The organism is Vibrio sp. Isolate25 (assembly GCF_022398025.1).
Taxonomy (GTDB): Bacteria; Pseudomonadota; Gammaproteobacteria; order Enterobacterales; family Vibrionaceae; genus Vibrio; species Vibrio coralliilyticus_A.
In genome coordinates, this window is the sequence record NZ_JAKEUT010000004.1 from 175,961 (window position 1) to 199,523 (window position 23,563).

The 23,563-nt window shown below is 43.0% G+C and carries 17 protein-coding genes; 13 read left to right on the plus strand and 4 right to left on the minus strand.

Annotation, left to right across the window (positions count from 1 at the left end; genetic code table 11):
• Positions 1–191: 191 nt before the first annotated feature.
• From pepN to rmf, 10 genes are all read left to right on the plus strand, one after another.
• Positions 192–2,798, plus strand: coding sequence for an aminopeptidase N (pepN, locus tag L1D15_RS11920; RefSeq protein WP_239875788.1), 2,607 nt, complete (start codon positions 192–194; stop codon positions 2,796–2,798).
• A gap of 97 nt (positions 2,799–2,895) precedes the next feature.
• Complete coding sequence (locus L1D15_RS11925) at positions 2,896–3,114, plus strand: DUF2835 domain-containing protein (RefSeq protein ID WP_239836424.1); 219 nt, start codon at positions 2,896–2,898, stop codon at positions 3,112–3,114.
• Positions 3,115–3,302: 188 nt separating this feature from the next.
• Positions 3,303–8,144, plus strand: coding sequence for an NAD-glutamate dehydrogenase (locus L1D15_RS11930; RefSeq protein WP_239875790.1), 4,842 nt, complete (start codon positions 3,303–3,305; stop codon positions 8,142–8,144).
• Positions 8,145–8,229: 85 nt separating this feature from the next.
• The gene (gene pyrD, locus L1D15_RS11935; RefSeq protein WP_239875791.1) at positions 8,230–9,240 is read left to right on the plus strand and encodes a quinone-dependent dihydroorotate dehydrogenase; all 1,011 of its coding nucleotides are present in this window, start codon (positions 8,230–8,232) and stop codon (positions 9,238–9,240) included.
• 174 nt (positions 9,241–9,414) lie between these two features.
• On the plus strand, positions 9,415–9,966 hold the full coding sequence (locus tag L1D15_RS11940; RefSeq protein ID WP_239836893.1) for a cell division protein ZapC: 552 nt from the start codon (positions 9,415–9,417) through the stop codon (positions 9,964–9,966).
• Positions 9,967–10,416: 450 nt separating this feature from the next.
• Positions 10,417–12,540: a bifunctional 23S rRNA (guanine(2069)-N(7))-methyltransferase RlmK/23S rRNA (guanine(2445)-N(2))-methyltransferase RlmL gene (gene rlmKL / locus L1D15_RS11945; RefSeq protein ID WP_239875792.1), complete on the plus strand. Its 2,124-nt coding sequence runs from the start codon at positions 10,417–10,419 to the stop codon at positions 12,538–12,540.
• A gap of 11 nt (positions 12,541–12,551) precedes the next feature.
• Positions 12,552–12,794: a glutaredoxin family protein gene (locus tag L1D15_RS11950; protein ID WP_239866526.1), complete on the plus strand. Its 243-nt coding sequence runs from the start codon at positions 12,552–12,554 to the stop codon at positions 12,792–12,794.
• The gene (locus tag L1D15_RS11955) at positions 12,772–14,688 is read left to right on the plus strand and encodes an ABC transporter ATP-binding protein (RefSeq protein ID WP_239875794.1); all 1,917 of its coding nucleotides are present in this window, start codon (positions 12,772–12,774) and stop codon (positions 14,686–14,688) included. The genes L1D15_RS11950 and L1D15_RS11955 overlap by 23 nt, the downstream gene beginning before the upstream one ends.
• Positions 14,689–14,694: 6 nt before the next feature.
• Positions 14,695–16,377 carry a DUF3466 family protein gene (locus L1D15_RS11960; protein WP_239875795.1) on the plus strand — a complete coding sequence of 561 codons (1,683 nt, stop codon included), beginning with the start codon at positions 14,695–14,697 and terminating at the stop codon, positions 16,375–16,377.
• A gap of 164 nt (positions 16,378–16,541) precedes the next feature.
• Positions 16,542–16,715: a ribosome modulation factor gene (gene rmf / locus L1D15_RS11965; protein ID WP_006962151.1), complete on the plus strand. Its 174-nt coding sequence runs from the start codon at positions 16,542–16,544 to the stop codon at positions 16,713–16,715.
• A 139-nt stretch (positions 16,716–16,854) separates the two neighbouring features.
• Here rmf and fabA read toward each other — a convergent pair whose 3' ends face one another.
• Complete coding sequence (gene fabA / locus L1D15_RS11970; protein ID WP_004743352.1) at positions 16,855–17,373, minus strand: bifunctional 3-hydroxydecanoyl-ACP dehydratase/trans-2-decenoyl-ACP isomerase; 519 nt, start codon at positions 17,371–17,373, stop codon at positions 16,855–16,857.
• A gap of 91 nt (positions 17,374–17,464) precedes the next feature.
• Positions 17,465–19,108: a Lon protease family protein gene (locus tag L1D15_RS11975; protein WP_239875796.1), complete on the minus strand. Its 1,644-nt coding sequence runs from the start codon at positions 19,106–19,108 to the stop codon at positions 17,465–17,467.
• 166 nt (positions 19,109–19,274) lie between these two features.
• On the opposite strand from L1D15_RS11975, the gene matP reads away from it, so the two are divergent.
• From matP to L1D15_RS11990, 3 genes are all read left to right on the plus strand, one after another.
• Positions 19,275–19,721: a macrodomain Ter protein MatP gene (matP, locus tag L1D15_RS11980; protein ID WP_239875798.1), complete on the plus strand. Its 447-nt coding sequence runs from the start codon at positions 19,275–19,277 to the stop codon at positions 19,719–19,721.
• A gap of 9 nt (positions 19,722–19,730) precedes the next feature.
• Positions 19,731–20,042 (plus strand): DUF3634 family protein, encoded by a 312-nt coding sequence (locus L1D15_RS11985; protein ID WP_239836415.1) that lies wholly within the window; start codon positions 19,731–19,733, stop codon positions 20,040–20,042.
• A 112-nt stretch (positions 20,043–20,154) separates the two neighbouring features.
• Positions 20,155–21,399, plus strand: a complete 1,245-nt coding sequence (locus L1D15_RS11990) for an HDOD domain-containing protein (protein ID WP_239875799.1) — start codon at positions 20,155–20,157, stop codon at positions 21,397–21,399.
• 204 nt (positions 21,400–21,603) lie between these two features.
• On the opposite strand, the gene L1D15_RS11995 is transcribed toward L1D15_RS11990, so the two are convergent.
• Entirely contained in the window at positions 21,604–21,786 is a 183-nt protein-coding gene (locus L1D15_RS11995) for a hypothetical protein (RefSeq protein ID WP_239875800.1), read from the minus strand.
• A gap of 361 nt (positions 21,787–22,147) precedes the next feature.
• Positions 22,148–23,563, minus strand: a complete 1,416-nt coding sequence (locus L1D15_RS12000; protein WP_239866513.1) for a leukocidin family pore-forming toxin — start codon at positions 23,561–23,563, stop codon at positions 22,148–22,150.

Sequence of the window (23,563 nt, forward strand, 5' to 3'; positions counted from 1 at the left end):
CGTATAATTTGAAAATACTAACCACAGCAGCTGAAAAGCGAGGTATTTAGACATAATACCTCGTTTTTTTAATTTTCTGAGGTTAAGCTAGCTGAAAAGAAAGTAGCAGTGTTTTTAAATAACAACATACTCACCAAGTGCTCTTGTAGAGCAGTTCACAGTGTATTACATCTAGTCAGAAGGATTTCGACATGGCTCAAACACCTCAAGCCAAATACCGTAAAGATTATACCTCTCCATCACACACTATTTCCGACATTGATTTAACCTTTGAGCTTCATGATACCGCAACTATAGTCACGGCGGTTTCTCAAGTTAAACAAATGAAAGATCAAAGCACGCTTCGCCTTGATGGCGAAAGTCTCAAGTTAGTGAGTATTTTCGTTAATGGTGAAGCTTGGACTCGATTTGAAGAGCTTGAAGGTACATTGGAGATCTCTGCTTTACCTGAAGAATTCGAACTGAAAATTGTTACTGAGATTAATCCAGAAGAGAATACCGCTCTGGAAGGATTATATAAGTCTGGTGGTGCATTTTGTACGCAATGTGAAGCGGAAGGTTTCCGTCGTATCACTTACTACATGGATCGTCCTGACGTTTTGGCTAAATACACCACCAAAGTCATCGCGGATAAATTCGAGTACCCATTCTTGTTAAGCAATGGTAACCGTATTGCTGAAGGTGAACTGGAAGGCGGTCGCCACTGGGTTCAGTGGCAGGATCCTCATCCTAAGCCAGCCTATTTGTTCGCATTGGTAGCCGGAGACTTTGACGTTCTTCGTGATAGGTACGTAACAAAATCAGGTCGTAATGTTGAGTTGGAGATCTTTGTTGATAAAGGCAATCTGGATCGTGCCCCTCATGCCATGACGTCTCTTATTAACTCAATGAAGTGGGATGAAGAGCGTTTTGGTCTTGAGTATGACCTAGATATCTACATGATTGTTGCCGTTGACTTCTTCAACATGGGGGCAATGGAAAACAAAGGCCTGAACATCTTTAACTCTAAATTTGTTTTGGCTAATGATCAAACGGCAACAGATACTGACTACCTAGGTATCGAAGCGGTTATTGGTCACGAGTACTTTCATAACTGGACGGGTAACCGAGTGACGTGCCGAGACTGGTTCCAATTGAGCCTGAAAGAAGGCCTTACTGTATTCCGTGATCAAGAATTTTCTTCTGATTTGGGTTCTAGAGCGGTGAATCGTATTAACAACGTACGAATTATCCGTGGCCCACAATTCGCAGAAGATGCGAGCCCTATGTCACATCCAATTCGCCCTGAAAAAGTTATAGAAATGAACAACTTCTATACTTTAACGGTATACGAAAAGGGTAGTGAAGTTATCCGAATGATGCATACACTGCTGGGAGAGGAAGGCTTCCAGAAAGGTATGAGGCTTTACTTTGAGCGGCATGATGGTACTGCGGCAACCTGTGAAGATTTTGTCGCGGCTATGGAAGATGCATCAGGTGTCGATCTGAAACAGTTCCGCCTATGGTATAGCCAGTCAGGTACACCAACGGTATCCGTCACAAGTGAGTATGATTCAGCGGCACAAACGTATTCGCTTACTGTTTCTCAGCACACTGAACCGACTCATGAGCAGCAAGAAAAGCAGCCGCTTCATATTCCATTTGATGTTGAGTTGTATGCGGAAAACGGTGATGTTATTGAGTTACAATGTAACGGTGAAAAAGTCGAAAATGTTCTTAACGTTACCGAAGCTGAGCAAACCTTCGTGTTCGAAAACGTATCTGAGCAACCAGTACCGTCCTTGCTACGTGAGTTCTCTGCACCAGTTGTTTTGGAGTACGATTATAGCGATGAAGAACTGATTTTCCTGATGGTGCATGCGCGTAACGAATTTGCTCGTTGGGACGCTGGTCAAATGCTGTTAGCAAAATACATTCGTAGTAACGTTGAAGCAGTGCAAAACGGTCAAGATGTTGAACTGTCTCCAGCGCTAATTGATGCCTTCCGAGGTGTCTTACTATCAGACAAGCCTGAACCAGCATTTATTGCTGAGATGATGGCATTGCCAAACCACAATGAAGTATCCGGTTGGTACAAGCAGGTTGATGTAGACGCTGTTGCTAAAGTGCTTAAATCCATCAAAATGAAGCTGGCTTTCGAGCTAGAAGATGAGTTTGGCGCGCTTTATCACAGCTTGACGCAGTCAGAATATACGATTGATCACGATGCAATTGGCAAGCGCTCTTTGCGAAATACAGCTTTGGCGTATCTTGCGTATACAGATCAAGGCAACAGATTAACTGAAAAACAGTATTCTGAAGCCAACAATATGACAGATACGATTGCGGCGATGAGCGCGGCGAACAGTGCCCAACTTGAATGCCGTGAAAAATTAATGGCTGATTACAGCAATAAGTGGAAGCATGATGGTTTGGTAATGGATAAATGGTTTGCTTTACAGGGTACAAACCCAGCCGAAAATGTGCTGGAAGTCATCAAGGGCACGATGAGTCATGAAGCGTTCAGCTTGAAAAATCCAAACCGAACTCGCAGCCTGATTGGATCTTTCCTGAATATGAACCCAGTGCGTTTCCACGCTAAGTCAGGTGAAGGCTACAAGTTCGCGGGAGAGATTTTGAAAGAGCTCAACAGCAGTAACCCACAAGTTGCTTCGCGGCTCATTGACCCATTGCTCAAGTTCCGCAAGTATGATGAAGAGCGCCAAGCTTTGATTAGAGCTGAGCTTGAAGCACTCAAGTCAATGGATAACTTAGCAAAAGACCTGTTTGAAAAGGTCAATAAAGCACTAGAATCCTAGGGCTTTAATAGAAACAGTAGCGCTATATGGCGCTACTGTATATTTGTACAGTTATCTTGTCAGTGTGAACAAACCGTTACTTTTTTAATCAACACAAATGAATCACTACTACTTTTCACTTAACATCTCTTATCAATCTTTTCTAGCTCATTACAGTGGAGCTGCCAGCAACGTTTTAGTGATAACTGATAATGGTTTACGCTTACAATTGCCTGCATCGAGGTTCAGACCTTTTCTTAGTCAAATCGGCCTTAAAGGGCGCTTTCGTTTAACAACTGACCAAAATAACAAGTTTATTAAGTTAGAAGTTCTGTGAGCAACTGATTTTATAGGAGTTTAAATAGTGCCTTAGTCACATTATCGAACATTTCACCTCCTACCACTCCTAAAAGAATTAACTATTTATCAATAAAGCTTTTACAATAAAGCGGCATTACCCGTGTTAAGCACTATGCTTACAACATCCCCCAAATATATATACAATTCTAATTGTGGAGTGTGATTATGACCGCGCGTGAAACTCTGATGCCGGTTCTGCTTGAAAAGGTCTACAAACTGATTCAAGACAAACTCGAGCTTGCTCATCAACCCCTAGTCACTCAACTTGCTCAGCATTTATTCAATAACATATCTCAAGACGATCTAGTCGAACGAAACGAATCTGATTTGTATGGCGCTGTAGTCAGCCTTTGGCACCATATTAATGAGAAAAAAGCAGATGATGTATCGGTTCGAGTTTTTAACCCGACCGTAAGCCGTCAAGGATGGCAATCCACACACACCATTGTAGAAATCGTCGTTCCCGATAGTCCATTCCTTGTTGATTCGGTAAAAATGGCGCTTAGCCGTTTAGATTTAGCTTCCCACCTTATGCTTCATGGCCCTACACAAATTGAACGCAATAAAAATGGTGAGATCATAAGTATCAACGAAGGAGAAGGTGTTCTCCAGTCACTGTTCCATATTGAAGTTGACCGCTTAAGTGCGAAGGAGATGATGAGCTCGCTAAAAGAAGAGCTTTTGAAAATCCTGACGGATACCGCTCTAGTGGTGCAAGATTGGTTGTTGATGGTTGAGAAACTGGAAGAAGTAACGAACCAAGTTGAAGCGCATGAAGGCAAAGTTGATGTCGAACGTGATCGTTATGAGGAAACGATTAAGTTCTTACGCTGGTTAGGCGATCATAACTTCACATTCATGGGCTACAAAGAATATGACTTGGTCAATGTGGATGGTGATACAGAGCTTCGTCCAACGGCTGATAAAGGGCTGGGGCTGTTTGCGAATCGCGATCGTGTCCGCAGCGTTAAGCTTTCTGACTTCCCAGATTCTGCACGCTTAGAAGCGAAAAAGCCGTTTTTATTGATCATGACTAAAGGCAATACGCCTTCGCGAATTCACCGTCCGGCATATACGGACTACATCGGTATCAAGAAATTTGATAAAGATGGCAAAGTCATCGGTGAGCACCGCTTTACGGGTCTTTACACTTCAGCTGTCTACAATCAAAGTGTGGAAAGCATCCCATTAATCCGCGAAAAAGTAGAACGTATCCTGGCCGCAAGTGGCTATCGCGAAGGTTCATACTCCTATAAAGCACTGCACAACATCTTAGAAAACTATCCGCGTGATGAACTACTTCAAGCCAACGAAGAAGAACTTCTTGAAGTGGGCATGGGCGTAGTGCAGATGCAAGATCGTGACATGCTTCGTTTATTTGTTCGCAAAGACCCGTTTGGTCGCTTCTTCAGTTGCATGGTCTATGTAACGAAAGATCGTTATAACACAGAACTTCGTCGCCAGACTCAGCGAATATTAAAACAATATTTTGGCTGCGATAAAGAAGTAGAATTCACAACTTATTTCTCTGAAAGCCCACTAGCCAGAACTCATTACATTGTTCGTGTTGATAACAACAACATGGATGTAGACGTAAAAATGATTGAGCAAAACTTAATGGAAGCATCTTCAACTTGGGATGATCGCCTATCAGACGCGATTGTAGCGAACTTCGGTGAAAGTAAAGGTCTGCCTTTATCGAAAGAGTATCTACGTGCATTCCCTCGCTCATATAAAGAAGATGTTATGCCAGGTTCTGCGGTTGCAGATATCGAACGTCTTGAGGCATTGAGTGATGACAATAAACTAGGCATGCTCTTCTATCGCCCACAAGAATTGGGTTCAGATTCAAAGTCAGTTCGTCTGAAGCTTTATCATCGTGATGAGCCTATTCATCTATCCGATGTGATGCCAATGTTAGAAAACTTGGGTCTACGAGTTATTGGTGAGTCACCTTATGAAGTTCGTAAAGCGAACGGTCAGGTGTATTGGATCCTCGACTTCTCAATGCTTCATAAGAGCGAAAAGACAGTTGATCTTCGTGAAGCTCGTGATCGTTTCCAACAGGCGTTTGCCGCAATTTGGGCTGGTGAACTGGAGAGCGATGGTTTCAACCGCCTAGTACTTGGTGCTTCATTGACGGGGCGTGAAATTTCGATTCTTCGTGCCTACGCGCGTTACATGCGCCAGGTCGGTTTCCCGTTCAGTCAACAATACATTGAAGAAACGCTAAGCCATTACCCAGAACTAGCGAAAGGTTTGGTCGAATTATTTGCTAAGCGTTTTGATCCTAAATTTAAAGGCAGTCAGAAAGGTCAGACTGAACTGACGGAAAAGATCACGGAGCAACTTGATCATGTAGAAAGCTTGGATGATGATCGTATCATCCGTCGCTATGTAGAAATGATCACTGCAACGTTGCGTACTAACTATTATCAGCTAGACGCAAATAAGCAGAATAAACCTTGGCTATCGTTGAAGATGAAGCCGAGTGATATTCCGGAGATCCCGCAGCCAGTACCTGCATTTGAGATCTTTGTTTACGCCCCAGACATTGAAGGTGTGCACCTTCGTGGTGGTAAAGTGGCCCGCGGTGGTTTGCGATGGTCAGACCGTCAGGAAGATTTTCGTACAGAAATCCTCGGCTTAGTAAAAGCGCAGCAAGTAAAGAATACCGTTATTGTGCCAGTCGGTGCAAAAGGTGGCTTTGTTTGTAAGCGTCAGCATACGTTGAGTGGTCGTGACGAGATTTTCGCAGAAGGCCAGCGTTGCTACAAACGCTTCATTCGCGCACTTCTAGATGTGTCAGACAACATCATCGAAGGGGAAGTGGTTCCACCTAAGAGCGTGGTTCGTCATGATGAAGATGACCCATATTTAGTGGTTGCTGCAGATAAAGGCACAGCAACATTCTCTGATTTAGCAAACTCAGTTTCCGATGAATACAACTTCTGGCTTGGAGATGCGTTTGCTTCTGGCGGCTCTAACGGTTATGACCACAAAGCCATGGGCATCACGGCAAAAGGTGGTTGGGAGTCTGTAAAACGTCATTTCCGTGAAATGGGGATTGATTGTCAGACCACGGACTTTACCGTGATTGGTGTCGGCGATATGGCTGGTGACGTATTTGGTAATGGTATGCTCCTATCTAAGCATATCCGTCTTCAAGCAGCGTTTAACCACATGCACATCTTTATTGACCCAAATCCGGATTCAGCGAAGAGTTGGAAAGAGCGTGAGCGCTTGTTCAAATTGCCTCGCTCAAGTTGGGAAGATTACGATGCGAAGCTGATTTCTAAAGGCGGTGGTATTTTCTATCGTCGTGCGAAGTCGATTACACTAACGCCAGAAATTCAAAAAATGATTGGTACCAAGAAAGCTTCCTTGGCACCAAATGAGCTCATTAAGATGCTACTGAAAATGAAAGTCGATCTTTTATGGAACGGTGGTATCGGAACTTATGTGAAAGCATCAAGCGAAACTCACACTGATGTTGGTGATCGTGCTAACGATGTTTTACGTATCGATGGGCGTGACCTGCGAGCAAAAGTGGTCGGTGAAGGCGGTAACTTAGGTATGACTCAGTTAGGTCGTATCGAGTATGCATTGACCGGTGGTCGCGTAAATACAGACTTTGTCGATAACGTTGGTGGTGTAGATTGTTCGGACAACGAAGTTAACATTAAGATCTTCTTAAATGGTCTTGTTGCTAATGGTGATCTTACAGTCAAGCAGCGTAATAAGATTCTCGAATCGATGGAAGATGAAGTCGGTGAAATCGTACTTGATGATGCATATTGCCAATCTGAATCTATTTCAGTAACTGAACAGCAAGGTACTTCTCTAGTCAAAGAGCAGATTCGCTTTATTCACGATTTAGAAAAAGCGGGGCACCTTGATCGTGCTCTTGAGTATATCCCTGATGATGAAACCTTACTGGAGCGAGAAAAGCTGGGCAAAGCATTAACTCGACCAGAACTCTCCGTCTTGGTCGCTTATGGCAAGATGGTTCTGAAAGAAGAGTTAGTCCATGATGATATCGCAAATGATGATTATCATGCTCAGCAGCTGGTTAATTATTTCCCTACTGAGTTACGCCGTAACTATTCTCAACAAATGGACAACCATCCTTTACGTGCTGAGATTATTGCAACAGCGCTTGCGAACCAGATGGTTAATGAAATGGGTTGTAACTACGTGACACGTCTACAAGAAGAGACAGGTGCTCACGTTGTAGATATTGCTAATGCATATGCAGCTTCTCGCGAAATTTTTGGTTTAGGTGATGTACTCAAATCACTGCGCGAACTAGATAACCAAGCTTCAACAGAAGCTCAGTACGATATGATGTTTTATGTCCGTCGGACTTTACGTCGACTGTCTCGCTGGCTGTTACGTAACCGCACTGGCCGTCAATGTGTGAAAGCATTGATCGAACTTTATCAAGGCGATGTAGAAACGATCAAAGCCAAGCTTGACGATATGCTGGTTCCATCAGAAGTGGAAGAGCATAATGAAATGGCACAAGCATGGATTGAACAAGGTATTAGTCCAGAGATTGCCAACTACGTTTCTCGCTTGTCTAGTTTATACTCAGTACTGGATATTTCCACAGTGGCTAGAGAAAAAGGCAAATCAGTCGAGCAGAGCGCTAAGCTGTACTACAACTTGGGCGATCGTTTGTCTCTGCATTGGTTCTTGAAACAGATCAACGGGCAGGCCGTAGACAATCATTGGCAAGCGTTAGCAAGAGCGGCTTTCCGTGAAGATCTAGACTGGCAGCAACGCCAGTTGACCGGTCAAGTTCTGAGTTGCAGTTGTGCACCGGAAGATCTTGATGTGATGAAAGCACTGGATGATTGGATCGCCAATAATGAAGTCTCCCTTCATCGTTGGGAGAATATCCTTAATGAGTTTAAAGTTGGCTCGGTGCATGAATTTGCTAAGTTCTCCGTTGCTTTACGTGAATTGATGCTGCTTAACTTAAACTGTTCCGCGAACGAGTAATCAACACATATTTCGTTGAATTATTCGGTAAAACAGTCAATAATACAGCCCCGTTTATACGGGGCTTTTTTCTATCGGAGGCAAAATGCTTTACCGTCTAGCCAGAGCTGGCTTTTTTCAACTTGATGCCGAAAAGGCACATGATCTCGCAATTCAAAACTTCAAACGTTTCACAGGAACACCTCTCGATCTTCTTTATCGTCAACAACTTCCAAATCGTCCTGTTGAATGTATGGGGCTCACTTTTCGTAATCCTGTTGGCCTTGCCGCTGGCTTGGATAAAAATGGTGAATGCATAGAGGCTTTTGATGCGATGGGCTTTGGTTTTGTTGAAGTTGGAACTGTAACACCAAGACCACAAGCTGGTAATGATAAGCCGCGTCTTTTCCGGTTGGTGGAAGCGGAAGGTATCATCAACCGAATGGGCTTTAACAACTTAGGTGTCGATAATCTAGTTGATAATGTGAAGAAAGCAAACTTCAATTGTGTGCTTGGTATCAATATCGGTAAGAACAAAGATACACCAATTGAAAAGGGTGCCGAAGATTACCTGATCTGTATGGAAAAAGTGTATGAGCACGCAGGTTACATCGCGGTAAATATCTCATCGCCGAATACTCCGGGATTACGCTCACTTCAATATGGCGAGGCTCTAGATGAGTTGCTTTCCGAATTAAAAGTAAAGCAGGCCGAATTAGCTGAGAAACACAATAAATATGTTCCGCTTGCTCTAAAGATCGCACCTGACCTCAGTAACGATGAGATCAGCCAAATTTGTGATTCTTTACTGAAGAATAAAATCGATGGTGTTATTGCAACCAATACAACATTGGATCGCAGTATTGTCGAAGGTATGAAGCACGCAAATGAAGCGGGAGGTTTAAGTGGCCGACCAGTTCAATCTCGTAGCACGGAAGTTGTACGTCGTTTGCATGAAGAGTTGGGAGAGCAAATTCCGGTCATAGGGGTAGGTGGCATTGATTCGTACGTGGCTGCAAAAGAAAAGATGATGGCTGGAGCGCAACTTGTACAAGTTTACTCTGGTTTCATCTATCACGGCCCCGCACTGGTCAGAGATATTGTTAAAAACCTATAATCTATTAGTGACATTGTCACACGAGAAAATAGTTTGAAATTACTCGGTTTCTGAAGAGGGGATGATTTATCATTTCCTCTTTTTTTTTGCTTATTAGCGAATAGAATTTCGGTAAATGTATGGGAAGGTAATTGAGTGTTTTACCTGAATTAACTTTTACACGAGATTGGAATGATGCTTAAACCGAGTGACAAATGGACTTGGTACTATGATGACGCAGAGCAGCACCTAATGCTGGATCTGGGTGATGATATGGTATTCAAGACAAATCTTTCCAAAAAGTTGATTGTAGATTGTGCAATAGGTGTGAATGAGTTCTCCGTTGATGACGCATCTGCTTATCAAACCTATAAAGAGCAAATCGCCCATTTAGACCTTTCAGAACCTCGCCAAGCAGAACTGGCACTTTACTGTGTTGCTGCCAAGCGTTTCCATAAACCAGTACAGCCCAAGAGCTGGTTTTTTGATTGTCTCTCGAATGGTCTTGATACTCCTAAAGAAGGGGACTTTGTCCAGTTATCTAATAGCTACAGTGATGGATGCTTCCTGGTTCTGGAAGTAGGAGATAACGCAAGTCTATGCGCATCTATTAATTTGGACGCCTTTGTTCTTAATGGCGTGAAATCTCTCGCATTTGGTCAGGCAATAAAAGTGATGCATGACCGTATGGCTAATATCAACCATCTTTTCGCTGGTCAGACACAGCCCATGGCTCTGGTCAGCTAACTATTCGTTCCTTTGTTTCATTTCCCCGTCGGCCTGTGTGCCGACTTTTTTTTTGCCTGCTCGGCGTGTATTGATAGGGTACATCCGTAATTAACCCATAAATTTTCGATTTAACTATCAATAAAATATTCCTGTTATTGATGATAGCAGAGCTGCGAGTTGTTATTTATTCCCCAATTAGCTCAAAAATGAAAATTTATTACACATTAAATGCAGCTTGGTATAGTCCAAAATTACTGTGAATAAGTATTCACTATCACCTTAAAGCAAAAAATAGGTAGGAAATCGAAAAGACACTAACGAGTACTTTGGAATTTATGGATCAAATCAACATTGATGATGTTTTGCTCAATCAAGTGAATTGAGTGGGAGATTGACTCGGATTGGGCTAACGAAATTGTTATGGGACAGGTATAATGAAGGGTCATTTATCAAGAATTTAAAAACACTATGCATCAATATCTTGCGGTTACGTCCAACGGTTTGGAAAACTTGTTGGTTGAAGAGTTAACTAAGCTAGGGATCACTAATGCCAAACCTGTTCAAGCAGGGGTACGCTTTAAAGCATCAAATGAGCAAATTTATCGTTGTTGCTTATGGAGCCGCTTAGCGTCGCGTTTCGTCCGTGTGTTATCCGAGTTCACTTGTAACGATGATATGGATCTCTATCTAGCAACGTCTTCAGTGAACTGGGTAAACCAATTCCATAGTTCGAAGATGTTTGTTGTTGATTTCAATGGTACTAACCGAGAAATCCGCAATAGCCAATACGGCGCAATGAAAGTGAAAGATGCCGTAGTGGATAGTTTCGAGAAAAAGAACTTGCCAAGACCGTCGATCAGTAAAGATCGTGCAGATCTTCGTATCCATGTTCGCCTGCATCGCGATAAAGCGATTCTTGGCGTGGATATGGTGGGGGGCGGCCTGCACCAACGTGGTTATCGTCCTGAGTCTGGTCGTGCGCCACTTCGCGAAACCCTAGCTGCCGCCATTATTCTACGTAGTGGCTGGAGTGCTGATAAGCCTCTGTTAGACCCTATGTGTGGTTCAGGCACGCTATTGATTGAAGCAGCCATGATGGCCGCGAATATGGCACCAGGCGTCAATCGTGAAAAATGGGGCTTTGAGTCACTAGAAGACTTTGAACCTGAGCTTTGGGCTGAGATTAAATCAGAAGCAGCAGTACAGGCGAGAAAGGGCGTCAAAAAAGTTGACACTAAGTTTTTCGGCTTTGACAACGATGCAAAAGTACTTAAAACGGCAAAAGACAACGCCCGTCGAGCAGGTGTTGATGCTCTGATTGAATTTAATCTTGGCGATGCCGCTCAAGTTAAACGTCCTAAAGAGTTTACAGCAGGCGTTATTGTTTCAAACCCGCCATATGGTGAGCGTTTAGGGACGCATCCAGGCTTAATTGCTCTGTACACCGCATTTGGTGCCCAGCTAAAATCTGAATTTGGTGGCTGCCAAGCGTCTATATTCTCTAGTTCTGACGAGCTTTTAAGCTGTTTGCGCATGCGCGCAGATAAACAGTTCAAACTGAATAATGGTGCGTTACCTTGTCACCAGAAGAACTACTTGATTAGTGAGCGTCCGGTAGAAAATGAAGGTGACAATGTCACAGAGTCGTTAATTGCTCCTGATTTCTCTAACCGATTGAAGAAGAACATTGCCAAAATTGGCAAATGGGCGCGCAAAGAAAAGCTCGATTGCTACCGAATCTATGATGCAGACCTACCTGAATATAACGTAGCTATTGATGTTTACCTCGATCATCTTGTGATCCAAGAATACGCGGCGCCAAAGAATATCCCAGAAGAGAAGGCTAAGCGCCGTTTAACGGATATCATTCGTGCAGCAATTCAAGTGACTGGTACGGAAGCAAATAAGGTTGTGCTTAAGGTCCGAGAGAAGCAAAAGGGACGCTCACAGTATCAAAAACTCTCCCAAGAATCTGAAACCATGCATGTTAACGAATATGGCGTTAATTTGATTGTCAATCTGCATGGCTACCTCGATACGGGCTTGTTCCTTGATCATAAGCTAACTCGTCGCAAGTTGGGTGAAATGGCCAAAGGTAAAGACTTCTTGAACTTGTTTGCTTACACAGGTTCAGGTACCGTTCATGCGGCCTGTGGTGGTGCGAAATCGACAACAACAGTGGATATGTCTAATACCTATCTTGAGTGGGCTAAAGAAAACATGAAGCTTAATGGTCAGGTAGGGAGGCAGCACAAATTTGAACAGGCAGACTGCTTGCAGTGGCTAGAAAGTTCAAATTCACAGTTTGACCTAATTTTTATTGATCCTCCGACGTTCTCTAACTCGAAGAGGATGCAGCAAAGTTTTGATGTTCAAAGAGACCATATTCAGTTGATGAAAAATCTGAAGCGACTGCTACGTCCGGGTGGAACCATCGTATTCTCGAACAATAAACGACAGTTCAAAATGGACATGGAAGCGATGAGTGAATTGAATCTCAATGCGAAAAATATATCGAGTCAAACTTTGCCGTTAGACTTTTCTCGCAATAAACATATTCACAACTGCTGGATTGTGACTCACACAGAATAGTAGGCCAAGATTTGATCACACTTTACAGTACAGAAGGGTGCCATCTCTGTGAGATGGCCTATGACCTTTGCCAACAAGCAAAGGTCAGCCAGGACGTAGAGATTGTCGATATTGCATTCGATGATGAGCTATTTTCTCGTTACGGCGTCACTATTCCCGTTCTTAATATCAACGGTGAAGAGTTGAACTGGCCATTTGATTTACAAGAATTACAACATTGGTTGGAACAAAATGGCATTACTTACCATAAATAATGGATTGCTGGCATACGGTGATCACCCGCTACTTGATAATGCAGACTTTGCGCTTCAAGAAAATGAACGTGTCTGTCTAGTCGGTCGCAATGGAGCGGGTAAATCGACATTAATGAAAGTTCTTGCCGGCGAAGTAACTTTGGATGACGGCAAACTGACGGTGACTCAAGATGTCGTTGTGTCTCGCCTTGAGCAAGATCCACCACGTAATCAAGAAGGAACGGTTTTTGACTATGTGGCTGGTGGGCTAGCGGAAATTGGGGAACATTTAAAGATCTACCAAGATCAGCTCGATCTGATTGCCACTCAGCCAACAGAGCAGAACATTAATAAACTTGCACGGATTCAAGAGCAACTTGAGCATTCAGGTGCTTGGCGTTTCGAAGATCGGATTAAAAATGTTCTTGGTGCGTTGAAGCTTGACGGGCATACAAAGCTGACGGATCTATCTGGTGGCTGGCAGCGTAAGGCTGCGTTGGCTAGAGCTTTAGTACGAGACCCTGATGTTTTGCTGCTCGACGAGCCGACTAACCATCTAGACGTGACGACGATCGAATGGCTAGAGAACTTCCTGAAAGATTTTCGCGGCTCAATTATCTTTATTTCTCACGACCGAGCCTTTATTAAGTCCATGGCGACTCGTATTGTCGATCTTGATCGCGGTAAATTAGCCTCATTTCCAGGTAACTACGACAATTACCTCGTTGATAAAGAAGAAATGCTGCGTGTCGAAGAGATGCAAAATGCGGAGTTTGATAAAAAACTCGCTCAGGAAGAAGTGTGGATACGTCAAGGCATTAAAGCTCGAAGAACCCGCAATGAAGGGCGAGTTAGAGCCCTGAAAAAGCTCCGTGAAGAGCGTAAAGATCGTCGTGAAGTGCAGGGCAAAGCCAATATTCAGGTTGACGACGCGGCTCGTTCTGGAAAGATCGTTTTCGAAGCGGAAAGTATCAACTTCAATATTGATGGCAAGCCGATAGTGAAGGACTTTTCTTTCAATATCATGCGTGGAGACCGCATTGCCTTGATTGGACCTAATGGCTGCGGTAAGAGCACCTTACTCAAGTTATTGCTTGGTGATCTTCAACCTGATTCGGGTCGACTTCATTGTGGGACCAAGTTGGAAGTAGCTTATTTCGATCAATACCGAGAAATGCTCGATCCTGAGAAGTCTGTTATCGATAACCTTGCTGATGGGAAACAAGAAGTGATGGTAGGTGGTCGTCAGCGCCATGCCTTGAGTTATCTTCAGGACTTCTTATTTGCACCTAAGCGAGCGCGGACGCCGGTGAAAGCGCTATCCGGTGGCGAAAAAAACCGTTTATTACTTGCTCGTATCTTGCTAAAACCAAACAACTTATTAGTTTTAGATGAACCAACCAACGACTTAGATATCGAAACGTTGGAACTTTTGGAAGATTTACTTGCCAATTATCAGGGTACGTTGCTGCTTGTAAGCCATGATCGACAATTTGTAGATAACACAGTTATGACGAGTTGGATCTTTGAAGGTGAAGGTAGAATAGAAGAGTTTGTTGGCGGTTATCATGATGCCCAGCAGCAACGTGAACAAACAAAGAAAGCTCGTACGGTCGAAAAACCGAACAAGGCTGAGAAACAGGTTGAGGCACCTCCCAAAACAGTGTCTGTAAAGAGTAAGCCGAAGAAGTTATCCTATAAACTGCAGCGTGAATTAGAAGCACTGCCGGCAAAACTTGAAGCACTGGAAGCTGAGTTGGAATCGCTGCAAGAGCAGGTCAATGATCCTGATTTCTTCTCTCAACCAGTAGAGCAGACACAACCAATTTTAGATAAGCTTTCTGCCGTAGAGCAGGAACTTGAAATTGCTTTCGAGCGTTGGGAAGAACTTGAAGCAATGCAACAGGAAAGTTAACAAACAATGAGTAGTAAAATCTTTAAACTATCATCCGTTACATTGGCTGTAGCCACATCTTTTGGGGTGAATGCCGCTATATATAAAGTTGTTGAGATTGATGAGTCTCTTAACGATACATACAGTCTTGGTGGATATACCACGGAATATTACGGAACAGCGGTTGAGCAAGGGGCAGGTCCCGATCCGACATTAGGGTGTTTTGGTGGCACTTGTGCAGATTCTGATTTCAAAATTGCTGCAGAAACACGCAACTGGAAAGAAGGCATTAGCTACCGAGAAGAAGTTCCGTTCGCGATGGATAATGCTTTTAACTACGTGGATGATCAAGCGGATTTTGAAAGCTATTGTAATGCTCAGCTTCGTTATGCAGATTGTGACACTTGGTCTACAGATGAATGGAATGGCTATGCTAAAGAGCTATCGAGCAACTATTTAAATTCGATTGCTTTTGTCGAGGGAGAAACGGCGGCAGTTTCGACAACCAACGCAGTTATTAATAGTCTAGATGGAACGGATCCGGTTGGTAATAAACGTGATGGAAACACAAGAAATGTGGCATTTGTTGGTGCTTCGGATTTAACGCTACCATCAGATGATCCTACTGGTGTAGTGCAAACACGAGCTTGGAAAACCGATGGTACCTATACCGTTGGTAGTATTTCTCGTAAACAAGATAATGCTAATGGGTCACACTTTTATTCTCAAGCTGCTATTTGGGATAGTTCTGATTCATTAGAAATAGGCTTTGGTGATGGTGGAGCAACCATTGACTCTGATGTTTTGGGCCAGGCAAGTATCAGAGACTTCAGAGTAGATGGTAATCTGTTCTATGCTGTCGGCTATAACACCTACACTGATCAAAGGATGGATGCGACCGTATTTGTTGGTGATATGAGCGCAGCGCCAACTGATGTGACTAAATGGTCTTTTAGCTCTGATGATGCAAAAGGTACGGGGATTAAATCAGTTGCCAATGCAACAAGCGGTTCTGACTATATCTATAGCAATTCAGTCGTTTCATCTATTAATGACAACTTTGTCGCAGTAGGTAGTGCAAAGCGAGCGGGTGATAAGCCAGAGAATCGCGCTGCTTCAAATAGACTGTTTTATATTGCTGATGTGAAAAGCTCACCTACAGCCACCTACTTTAGCGGTGGAATCTTCTTTGATGGAGCTGGTGGCACCATGGGCGGGATCAACAACTTTAATGAAGTGGTCGGTAGCGTTGATATCAGTAGCTCGGCTGAAGTTGATGGAGTGGAGCGAGCTAAGCGAGCATTTATAAATCCCCTCAACGCTACTGACACAAACTCTACACGTCGTTCATCTATATTTAATAGCAAAGCTTGGATTCTAGATGACCTCACTAACGATGGTTCTGTTTCCACAAATAATAACCAATACCGAATTATTGATGCAGCAGATATCAATGATGCAGGTGTCATTGCTGCTACTGCGCTTAAATGTACAAATGGTTACGACACCACTGAAGTTGATTCATACTGTCAAGGTGGCGCTATTGGGGTTGAAAAGGTGGTCGCGGTTAAACTGGTGCCTATTGCTGGAAGTGGAAAAGATGATATTCAAGCGAGAAGCTTCCGCACTGAGACAGTCGAGCGCAAAGGATCTTCGCTTGGTTTCTTAGCTCTGACTCTACTTGCTTTCTTAGGGTTCCGTAGAAAATAGATTAAATTTTCATCTAGGGCACAGGTTCACATTTTTGAGCCTGTGCTTTTTTTATGCCTTGAGAAAGACCAGATTTTGATCGATTCTTAATGGTGGAGTCATAAAAGCTCCACAAAAAGTTAATAGTAGTACGTTAGAAAAACTTTATGTATGAGGACGACACTATGAAGAGACAAAAGCGTGACCGCTTAGAAAGAGCTCAATCTCAAGGCTATAAAGCAGGCTTAAATGGCCGCTCAACGGACTCATGTCCATATCAACAGATGGATGCTCGATCTTATTGGCTCGGTGGTTGGCGCGATGCCAGGGAAGATAAACACTCTGGTCTCTACAAATAACAGACTCAATCCACATACGATATAAGGAACACAAAAGCCCCGAAAATTCGGGGCTTTTGTTTGCATTTTTAACGCACTATAACTAAATTCATTGGCAACAAAAAAGCGACTCAACCGAGTCGCTTAGAAAAAGACTTACTTAAAACGCAGATGTATCTTGGAAAAGGCCTACTTTAAGGTCTTTCGCTACGTAGATTTCTTTTCCATCTACAAGAACGCGGCCATCAGCTAGACCCATTACAAGCTTACGGTTAACGACTCGTTTCATATGAATTTCATAAGTAACTTTCTTTGCAGTAGGTAGGATTTGACCAGTGAATTTCACTTCACCCACACCTAGAGCTCGGCCTTTACCTTTGCCACCAACCCAACCAAGGAAGAAGCCAACAAGTTGCCACATCGCATCAAGGCCTAGACAGCCAGGCATCACTGGGTCACCAGGGAAGTGACAATCGAAGAACCAGAGATCAGGAGTAATATCGAGTTCTGCTAGAATTAGACCTTTACCGAAATCACCTTCAGTTTCAGACATCTTAGTGACGCGGTCCATCATTAGCATGTTAGGTGCAGGTAGCTGGGGGTAACCTGGGCCAAATAGCTCACCTTGGCTAGAAGCTAATAGATCTTCGCGGTTATAAGAATCACGTTTGTTTTGCATTATCAATTACTCCAAATTTTGATAGCAGCATGTTAGTGAACACGTGTACGCTAAACAACTCCGATCAGTCTAAATGTGACTAATCTTTGCTCTAAGAGAACCAGTTTTTGATGCGTTCCACAATTCCCTGTGGATGTTCATGTTTTTCATAGTTATCAATTCGTTCCGCAATTTTATGAATCACGCTAGTTTCATCATCTCCACGGAATGGTTTGCCCATAATGATAGGAATAGCTTCATCAACCGTTTCCACCGACCAAATATGGAACTCATCATTCTTAATGCTTTCTACTACATCTTTATGAAGGGCTAAATGTTTTAGATTCGTTTTGGGTAAAATCACCCCTTGTTGGCCAGTGAGGCCTTGGTGTTTACAAACATGGTAGAAACCTTCAATCTTCTCGTTAAGGCCACCGACTGCTTGCACTCGTCCAAATTGATCTACCGCACCAGTGACTGCGATCTGTTGATTAATTGGATATTCAGATAGGGCACTGACAAAAGAGCACAACTCCGCGAGCGTGGCGCTGTCGCCATCAACCTCACAATAGGACTGTTCAAATACAACTGAAGCCGAATAAGGCAACGGCTCATCCAATTGTAGCGCGCTTGAGACAAATGCTTGCATGATCATCATGCCTTTTGCATGGAGGTTACCACCTAGCTCAGCTTTCCGTTCCACATCGGAAATATCGCCATCACCAAAATGGATAACACATGAAATACGTGCGGGCTCACCGTAAGGAAGAGGATGACCTGAAACATCGATGACCGTCAGACCATTTACTTGGCCAATACACTCACCCTGAGTTTCAATAATCACTTGTCCATCTAAGATATCAGATAATGCACGCTCCGGAAGATATGACTCACGCTGATATTTTGCTTCTATAGCTTTATCTAGTGCGCTTTCACTAATCTGCAGCCCATCGGAGTAGAGGGATGCTTCTTGAAAGAGCGAGAGATACCACAGTGGCTCAATCGGCATATAGCGTTGATCTTCGGTATACCTTGCACCAGCGACCATTAGGCGATGAATAGATGCTGCAGAAAGCGATGGCAAACCGTATTCTTTTAGCAAGGAAGACAGATACCCTAAATACGGTCTGATAGATTGTTCACTTAATGTGACTTCGTGTTCGATCTCGGTATAAGAAGCCAAGCCATTATAGAGTTCACCATCCAAGTACTCTAAATCTGCGATCTGATCTCTATTGCCAACGACAACGAGTTTAACGTTGTAAGCTGAAATAGGGCAGTCGTTTGCAATGTTGCTTGGTGTGACGTTGACTGGGCTAACCTGTCCGCCAAGAAAGACAGATTTAAGCATTGGCCAACTACTTGGATTCGCCAGAAGAATATTCGCCGATACTACAAGATAACCGCCATTTACTTTTTCTAAAAGACCTTGTTTTTGTGAGACAATTTCACCAAGCTTGTTACATGAATAAGTGCCAAGCAACTCGTTTATATTAATGCTTTCAGATGAAATAATGGGGCTGTTAGATAACGAAGATAAACCGTTTTTAATACTTGTGCGGTAGAAAGCATTATCAGGTGAATTGATTACGAGAATTCTGGAAAAGCCTTTAATCTCAGCAAAGGTTGACAAGGCTTGCTTTAATCGAGGTTGAACATCGAGAAAGCTAACATGGGGTAGGCTTTCAAATTGCGATATAACATCGTCATAATGGGAGTATTGCGGTGTGACGGCATGCCAGCTTTCTTGGTTCATCGACAGTATTCATGTGCTTGAAAAGGTCAGAAATTATATAGAAAAACCGCTAAGTATGACATAGCCAATTTAATGTGATGATCTAGGTCGATTTTTCTACAATAAAGATTGTATCTATAGTGACGCTGAGTTACGCTGTCACCCAAATTCAATGGAACTGCTTACAATGAAATATCAACAGCTTGAAAATTTAGAATGTGGTTGGAAGTGGAATTATCTCATTAGTAAATGGAAAAACGGTGAGGAGATCACTCGTCACGTTGACACTAGTGAAGCTGATGCTGCGGTGAATGAGTTGCGTAACCTTGAGCATGAGCCAACAAAAGTTCTGGAGTGGATAGAACTTCACATGTCTCTTGAGTTAGACAATAAACTCAAACAAGCCATTCGAGCAAAGCGTAAGCGCCATTTTAATGCCGAACAGATACACACCAAGAAAAAGTCAATTGACTTGGACTATCGAGTTTGGGAAAAGCTGTCAACGCGGGCAAATGAACTGGGCTGTACTTTGTCTGATGCCATTGAATATCTGCTTTCAGAGGCCTCTAGAAGTGAAAAGGCAAGCAGAGCAGTCAACACTCTCAAAGAGGATCTGAGTAAGTTACTAGATTAAGGAGTAGATATGCTTTATGTAATTTTAGTGGCGGCCATTGTTATCTTTTGGCTGGTAGCTGTTGATAGACCTGTCTTGCGAGTTCAATTTAAGTTGGGGCAAATCACTAAGGAAAAAGGTCACTTTCCTCCTACTTTTCGCCACAATGTTCTCGATATTGCTGAGCGCGATCCTTTCGATGGCGAATTTAAAGTCTATCAGCAACGGACAGGAATGAAACTTGTCTTTTCTAAACAAGTGCCGAAGAAGATCCAGCAGCGGATAAGAAATGTGTTCCCTCATCAAGGTTTTCAGTCCAAAGGTAAGAAAAAAGCGCATTAACAGAACATCATTTATACCTAAGCCCCAGTGATTGGCATCAATCACTGGGGCTTTTGCTATTAGGTTTTTAGTCAGCACTCTTAGATGTAATTGTTTGTGCTAATGTTAAATAATGATTCTTCCCATGGGGTATTTCTGTTTGCTACTTACCAACAAAAAATACAATGAAGAAGCAAATCAGCTGGCTGGAGCAATAGCTGCATCAACCAGAGAACGTTACGCCAAATGGCTTGTTAGTATTAAGTATGTGCTTGATCAGTCAGACGTTGATTCAGTGCTCAGTCGGCAGAGTGAGTTTTGCGACACAGTGATTCTCAATGAAAAAGAGCGAGTAATGAAAAACCAGCGCCTCTTACTGGAATGTGAAAGTAGTAAAGTCGAGGAGAGGCGCCAAGCAGCAGAAGCAAGGCAGAAGATACATGAGAGTGTAATAGGGGACATTTCCAAGTTAGCGACAGAAGGAATGATAGAAAAGCTTGCAGAGCTAGAGGTGTTAAAGTTATTCGGGCGTTTCCCCGATTTTTCTTATTTTTTAAGCATCGCGTATTCGCCCTCAGTCAGTTATAGCAAGCTCGATGTTTTAGCCGTCAACGACAATCAATTAAAGAATAATCTTTTCGAACTATGCAGGAATCCCAAGTTTTGTGCTCGTTTGGGTAAAACGGTAAGAAGTTTCACTGACACGAAGATGGCAATAGGCTTGCTTGGTATTGATAACAGTCGTGTTTTGTTTCCAATCTTAATGGTTAAGCCTCTGCTACGTTGGGATGAACCAACCACTAAGCTGATAGCTCCAAAACTTTGGCAACATATGATTTTGACAGCAAATGTTACTCGTATTCGCCTAGAGGATGCTGGTGTAAAATCACCTGAGCAGGGAATAGCAATCGGCATTTTACGGACTATTAGCCAGTTTGCTATTGTTAACAACTTCCCGATGATGTTCGAAGATACCTTAGTAGAACGAATGCAGTTCTATCGTGATAAGAATCGTCGTGAAGAATATTACGCTTGCGCGGAGATTAAGCCCATTATGAGTGTGCTTCCAGACGTTATTCTTGGTTTAGAAAGTTTACTAACACGTAAAGTGGTAGAGCATATTGAGTGGTCACCCAGAAATATACACCTAAAGAATGCTTTACTTGAAGATTTAGATGACATTCCCATATTAGAGCGAAGCCCTTACGGGGTTGCTTTAGCCCAAGCTCAAGCCTATTCAATATATGATGCGCTTGATCGTAGTAGTGTTTTTGTTAACAAGCATAAGCCATTTTGGTTCGCCAACGTTCAGATGCCACCAGAGGCATTAAAAGCTATCCGTAATTGTAACCCTGGCCGTATTGACTTGAGTGTCTGAGTTAAGACAAGCACCATTTAACGCACTATAACTGAATGCTTTAATATCAAAATATTATCGAGATCTGAGCGATAATCGCCAACTTCATCATAGTTTAACTCATACTCCTACCAATAAAGGGCCGCCTATATTGACTGATGATGGGCACTTTTCTGTAAATCAAACAATAAGAAGTTCTCAGCGTAATCGTTGAGAACTTTTCTATTATGGCGCAATGACGATGTCAGAATCTTCTATGGTGAACAAGTTGGCTTTATTTTGCTTTATGAGCTGTGCTGCGTAAGAAGGAGTGACCGCATGAATATCGCCTTTAGCTCTAAGAGTATAGGCTTCCCAAGCGTGATCGCGATATTTACCGGTTTGAGTATATTGGATTAGTACTTTCATCTGGCCCTCACTATGTAACGGTTTGTAAACCTACTGATAACAATAATAGGGCCGTTTAAGTTATGCACCTGCTAAAAATGAAACATAAGATTAACTTCTTCTACCTAATTTTGTGGCACAAGAATCGCAACGCTATTTGGCTTGAAATTAATTATAGATATAAGAGAAACGTACTATTACGAACGATCTCAGTCCTCGTTTTTTTGTGTAATCAAAGCGACGATTTGAACAAACATCTGGAACAGGCTAACTATTAATCAGCCAAGTTAGAGTGGTTTTCTATCCGAGCTTCTCTGTCTAAAAAGAGTGTTTCCAAATAAAAACGGAAGACAGTGTCTTCCGTTTTAGCTTCATTACAAAATTACAGTTTGATTTTTTGTAGTGTTGGTTTCCATCTCGCGTGTGTTGCTTGATCTTCAGGCGTTACTCCAACGTTACGACCGTCTAGAATGTTAAGCACATAACGTTTATTGGTACCATCGACGTAGCGACTGATCAGCTTGTCACCTTCCCAGAACCATTTTTGAGCAAGGTTAGAGCTACATGACTCAACGGTTAGGTTCTTATCATCAGAAACCGTCAGACATCGGTCTGGTGCAACACGGCTGCGGTAACGCTCATTACTATCTAGGCCCCAAGTTTGGTTCCAACTTCCGTGACAGCTCCAGCCATCCACTTGACCACCCTCGGCTTCTTTATCACCGTTGGTACCATAAACGTCTAGGCACAAGTCGTTGTTGCTTAACGACTGCAAGGTCACGTGTGCCTCAGCTTCAAACAGTGGGTGACTCCAGTCTATACGAACTGTACGCGGAATGGACCAACCTGTTGTTGCCCAGCCGCCAGGTCCATAGACGGAGAAGAGTGCCGAGGGAATAACGTCGCCATAGCGTGCTTTGGCAATAAACTTCGCACCGATTTCAAAATCCGTAGTTCCTGTCTGAGAGACTGGAGCTTCGTAGATGACGTCGTAGTTAGGTTTGAAGTTAGCGTAAGAGATTGGGTTGAATTTCGATTTATCGAATACCCATCCGCTTCCCCAGTGTGCAGATGTAAAGTAGCAGCCTAGTTCTTCACGGCGTAGCTCTTCACATTCATCAAATTCACGCTCAAAAGCAACCTCAAAATCACTGAGTGAAGAACGGTTGTTTACACGGTAGTCTTTGGTATCAAACACCAATGTTTTTTCATTCTTATAGCTGAATGAACCACTGACTTCTGCGCTGACTTTAGGCCCATCTTTGCCAACCTCCGCACCAGCAGAGCCATTAATACCGATAGAGTAGCCATGTGTATCACGATGCTGGTAATTCTTATTCTCGTTATGAGGAAAGTCGCTGACTTTCTTTGGTACGTAACCTGAAACTGGTTTTACCCATAGCTCGTAACTGCTTGCAAATGGACCTATATATGTACGTCGATTCGCCCAGCTTTGGAACCAGCTGTGATCCTGTTGAAGATCATCGACAAGGTGGAAACCTGTGCCAGGTTTATCAGCTTCAACGGTAAAGCGCACGATCTTAGCGTCAGGTGTAAAACCTTGTGAAGTTGATGACTGAACCGAACGCATTTGGGATACGTTAACGCGAATATCAACCGAGGCCCCCGCGTTACACCAATCTCGTTTCGTTTCGAAATCTTTACTGGTATACAAATTACACGTCAGCTTGGAACTGGTGATGTAGTAGACTTTCTCAACAACAGGAACGTAATCATCCGCAAACGCGTTGACAGAAGCCGCAAGCAAGGAAAGTGTGAAAATAGTAGAAGTTTTCAT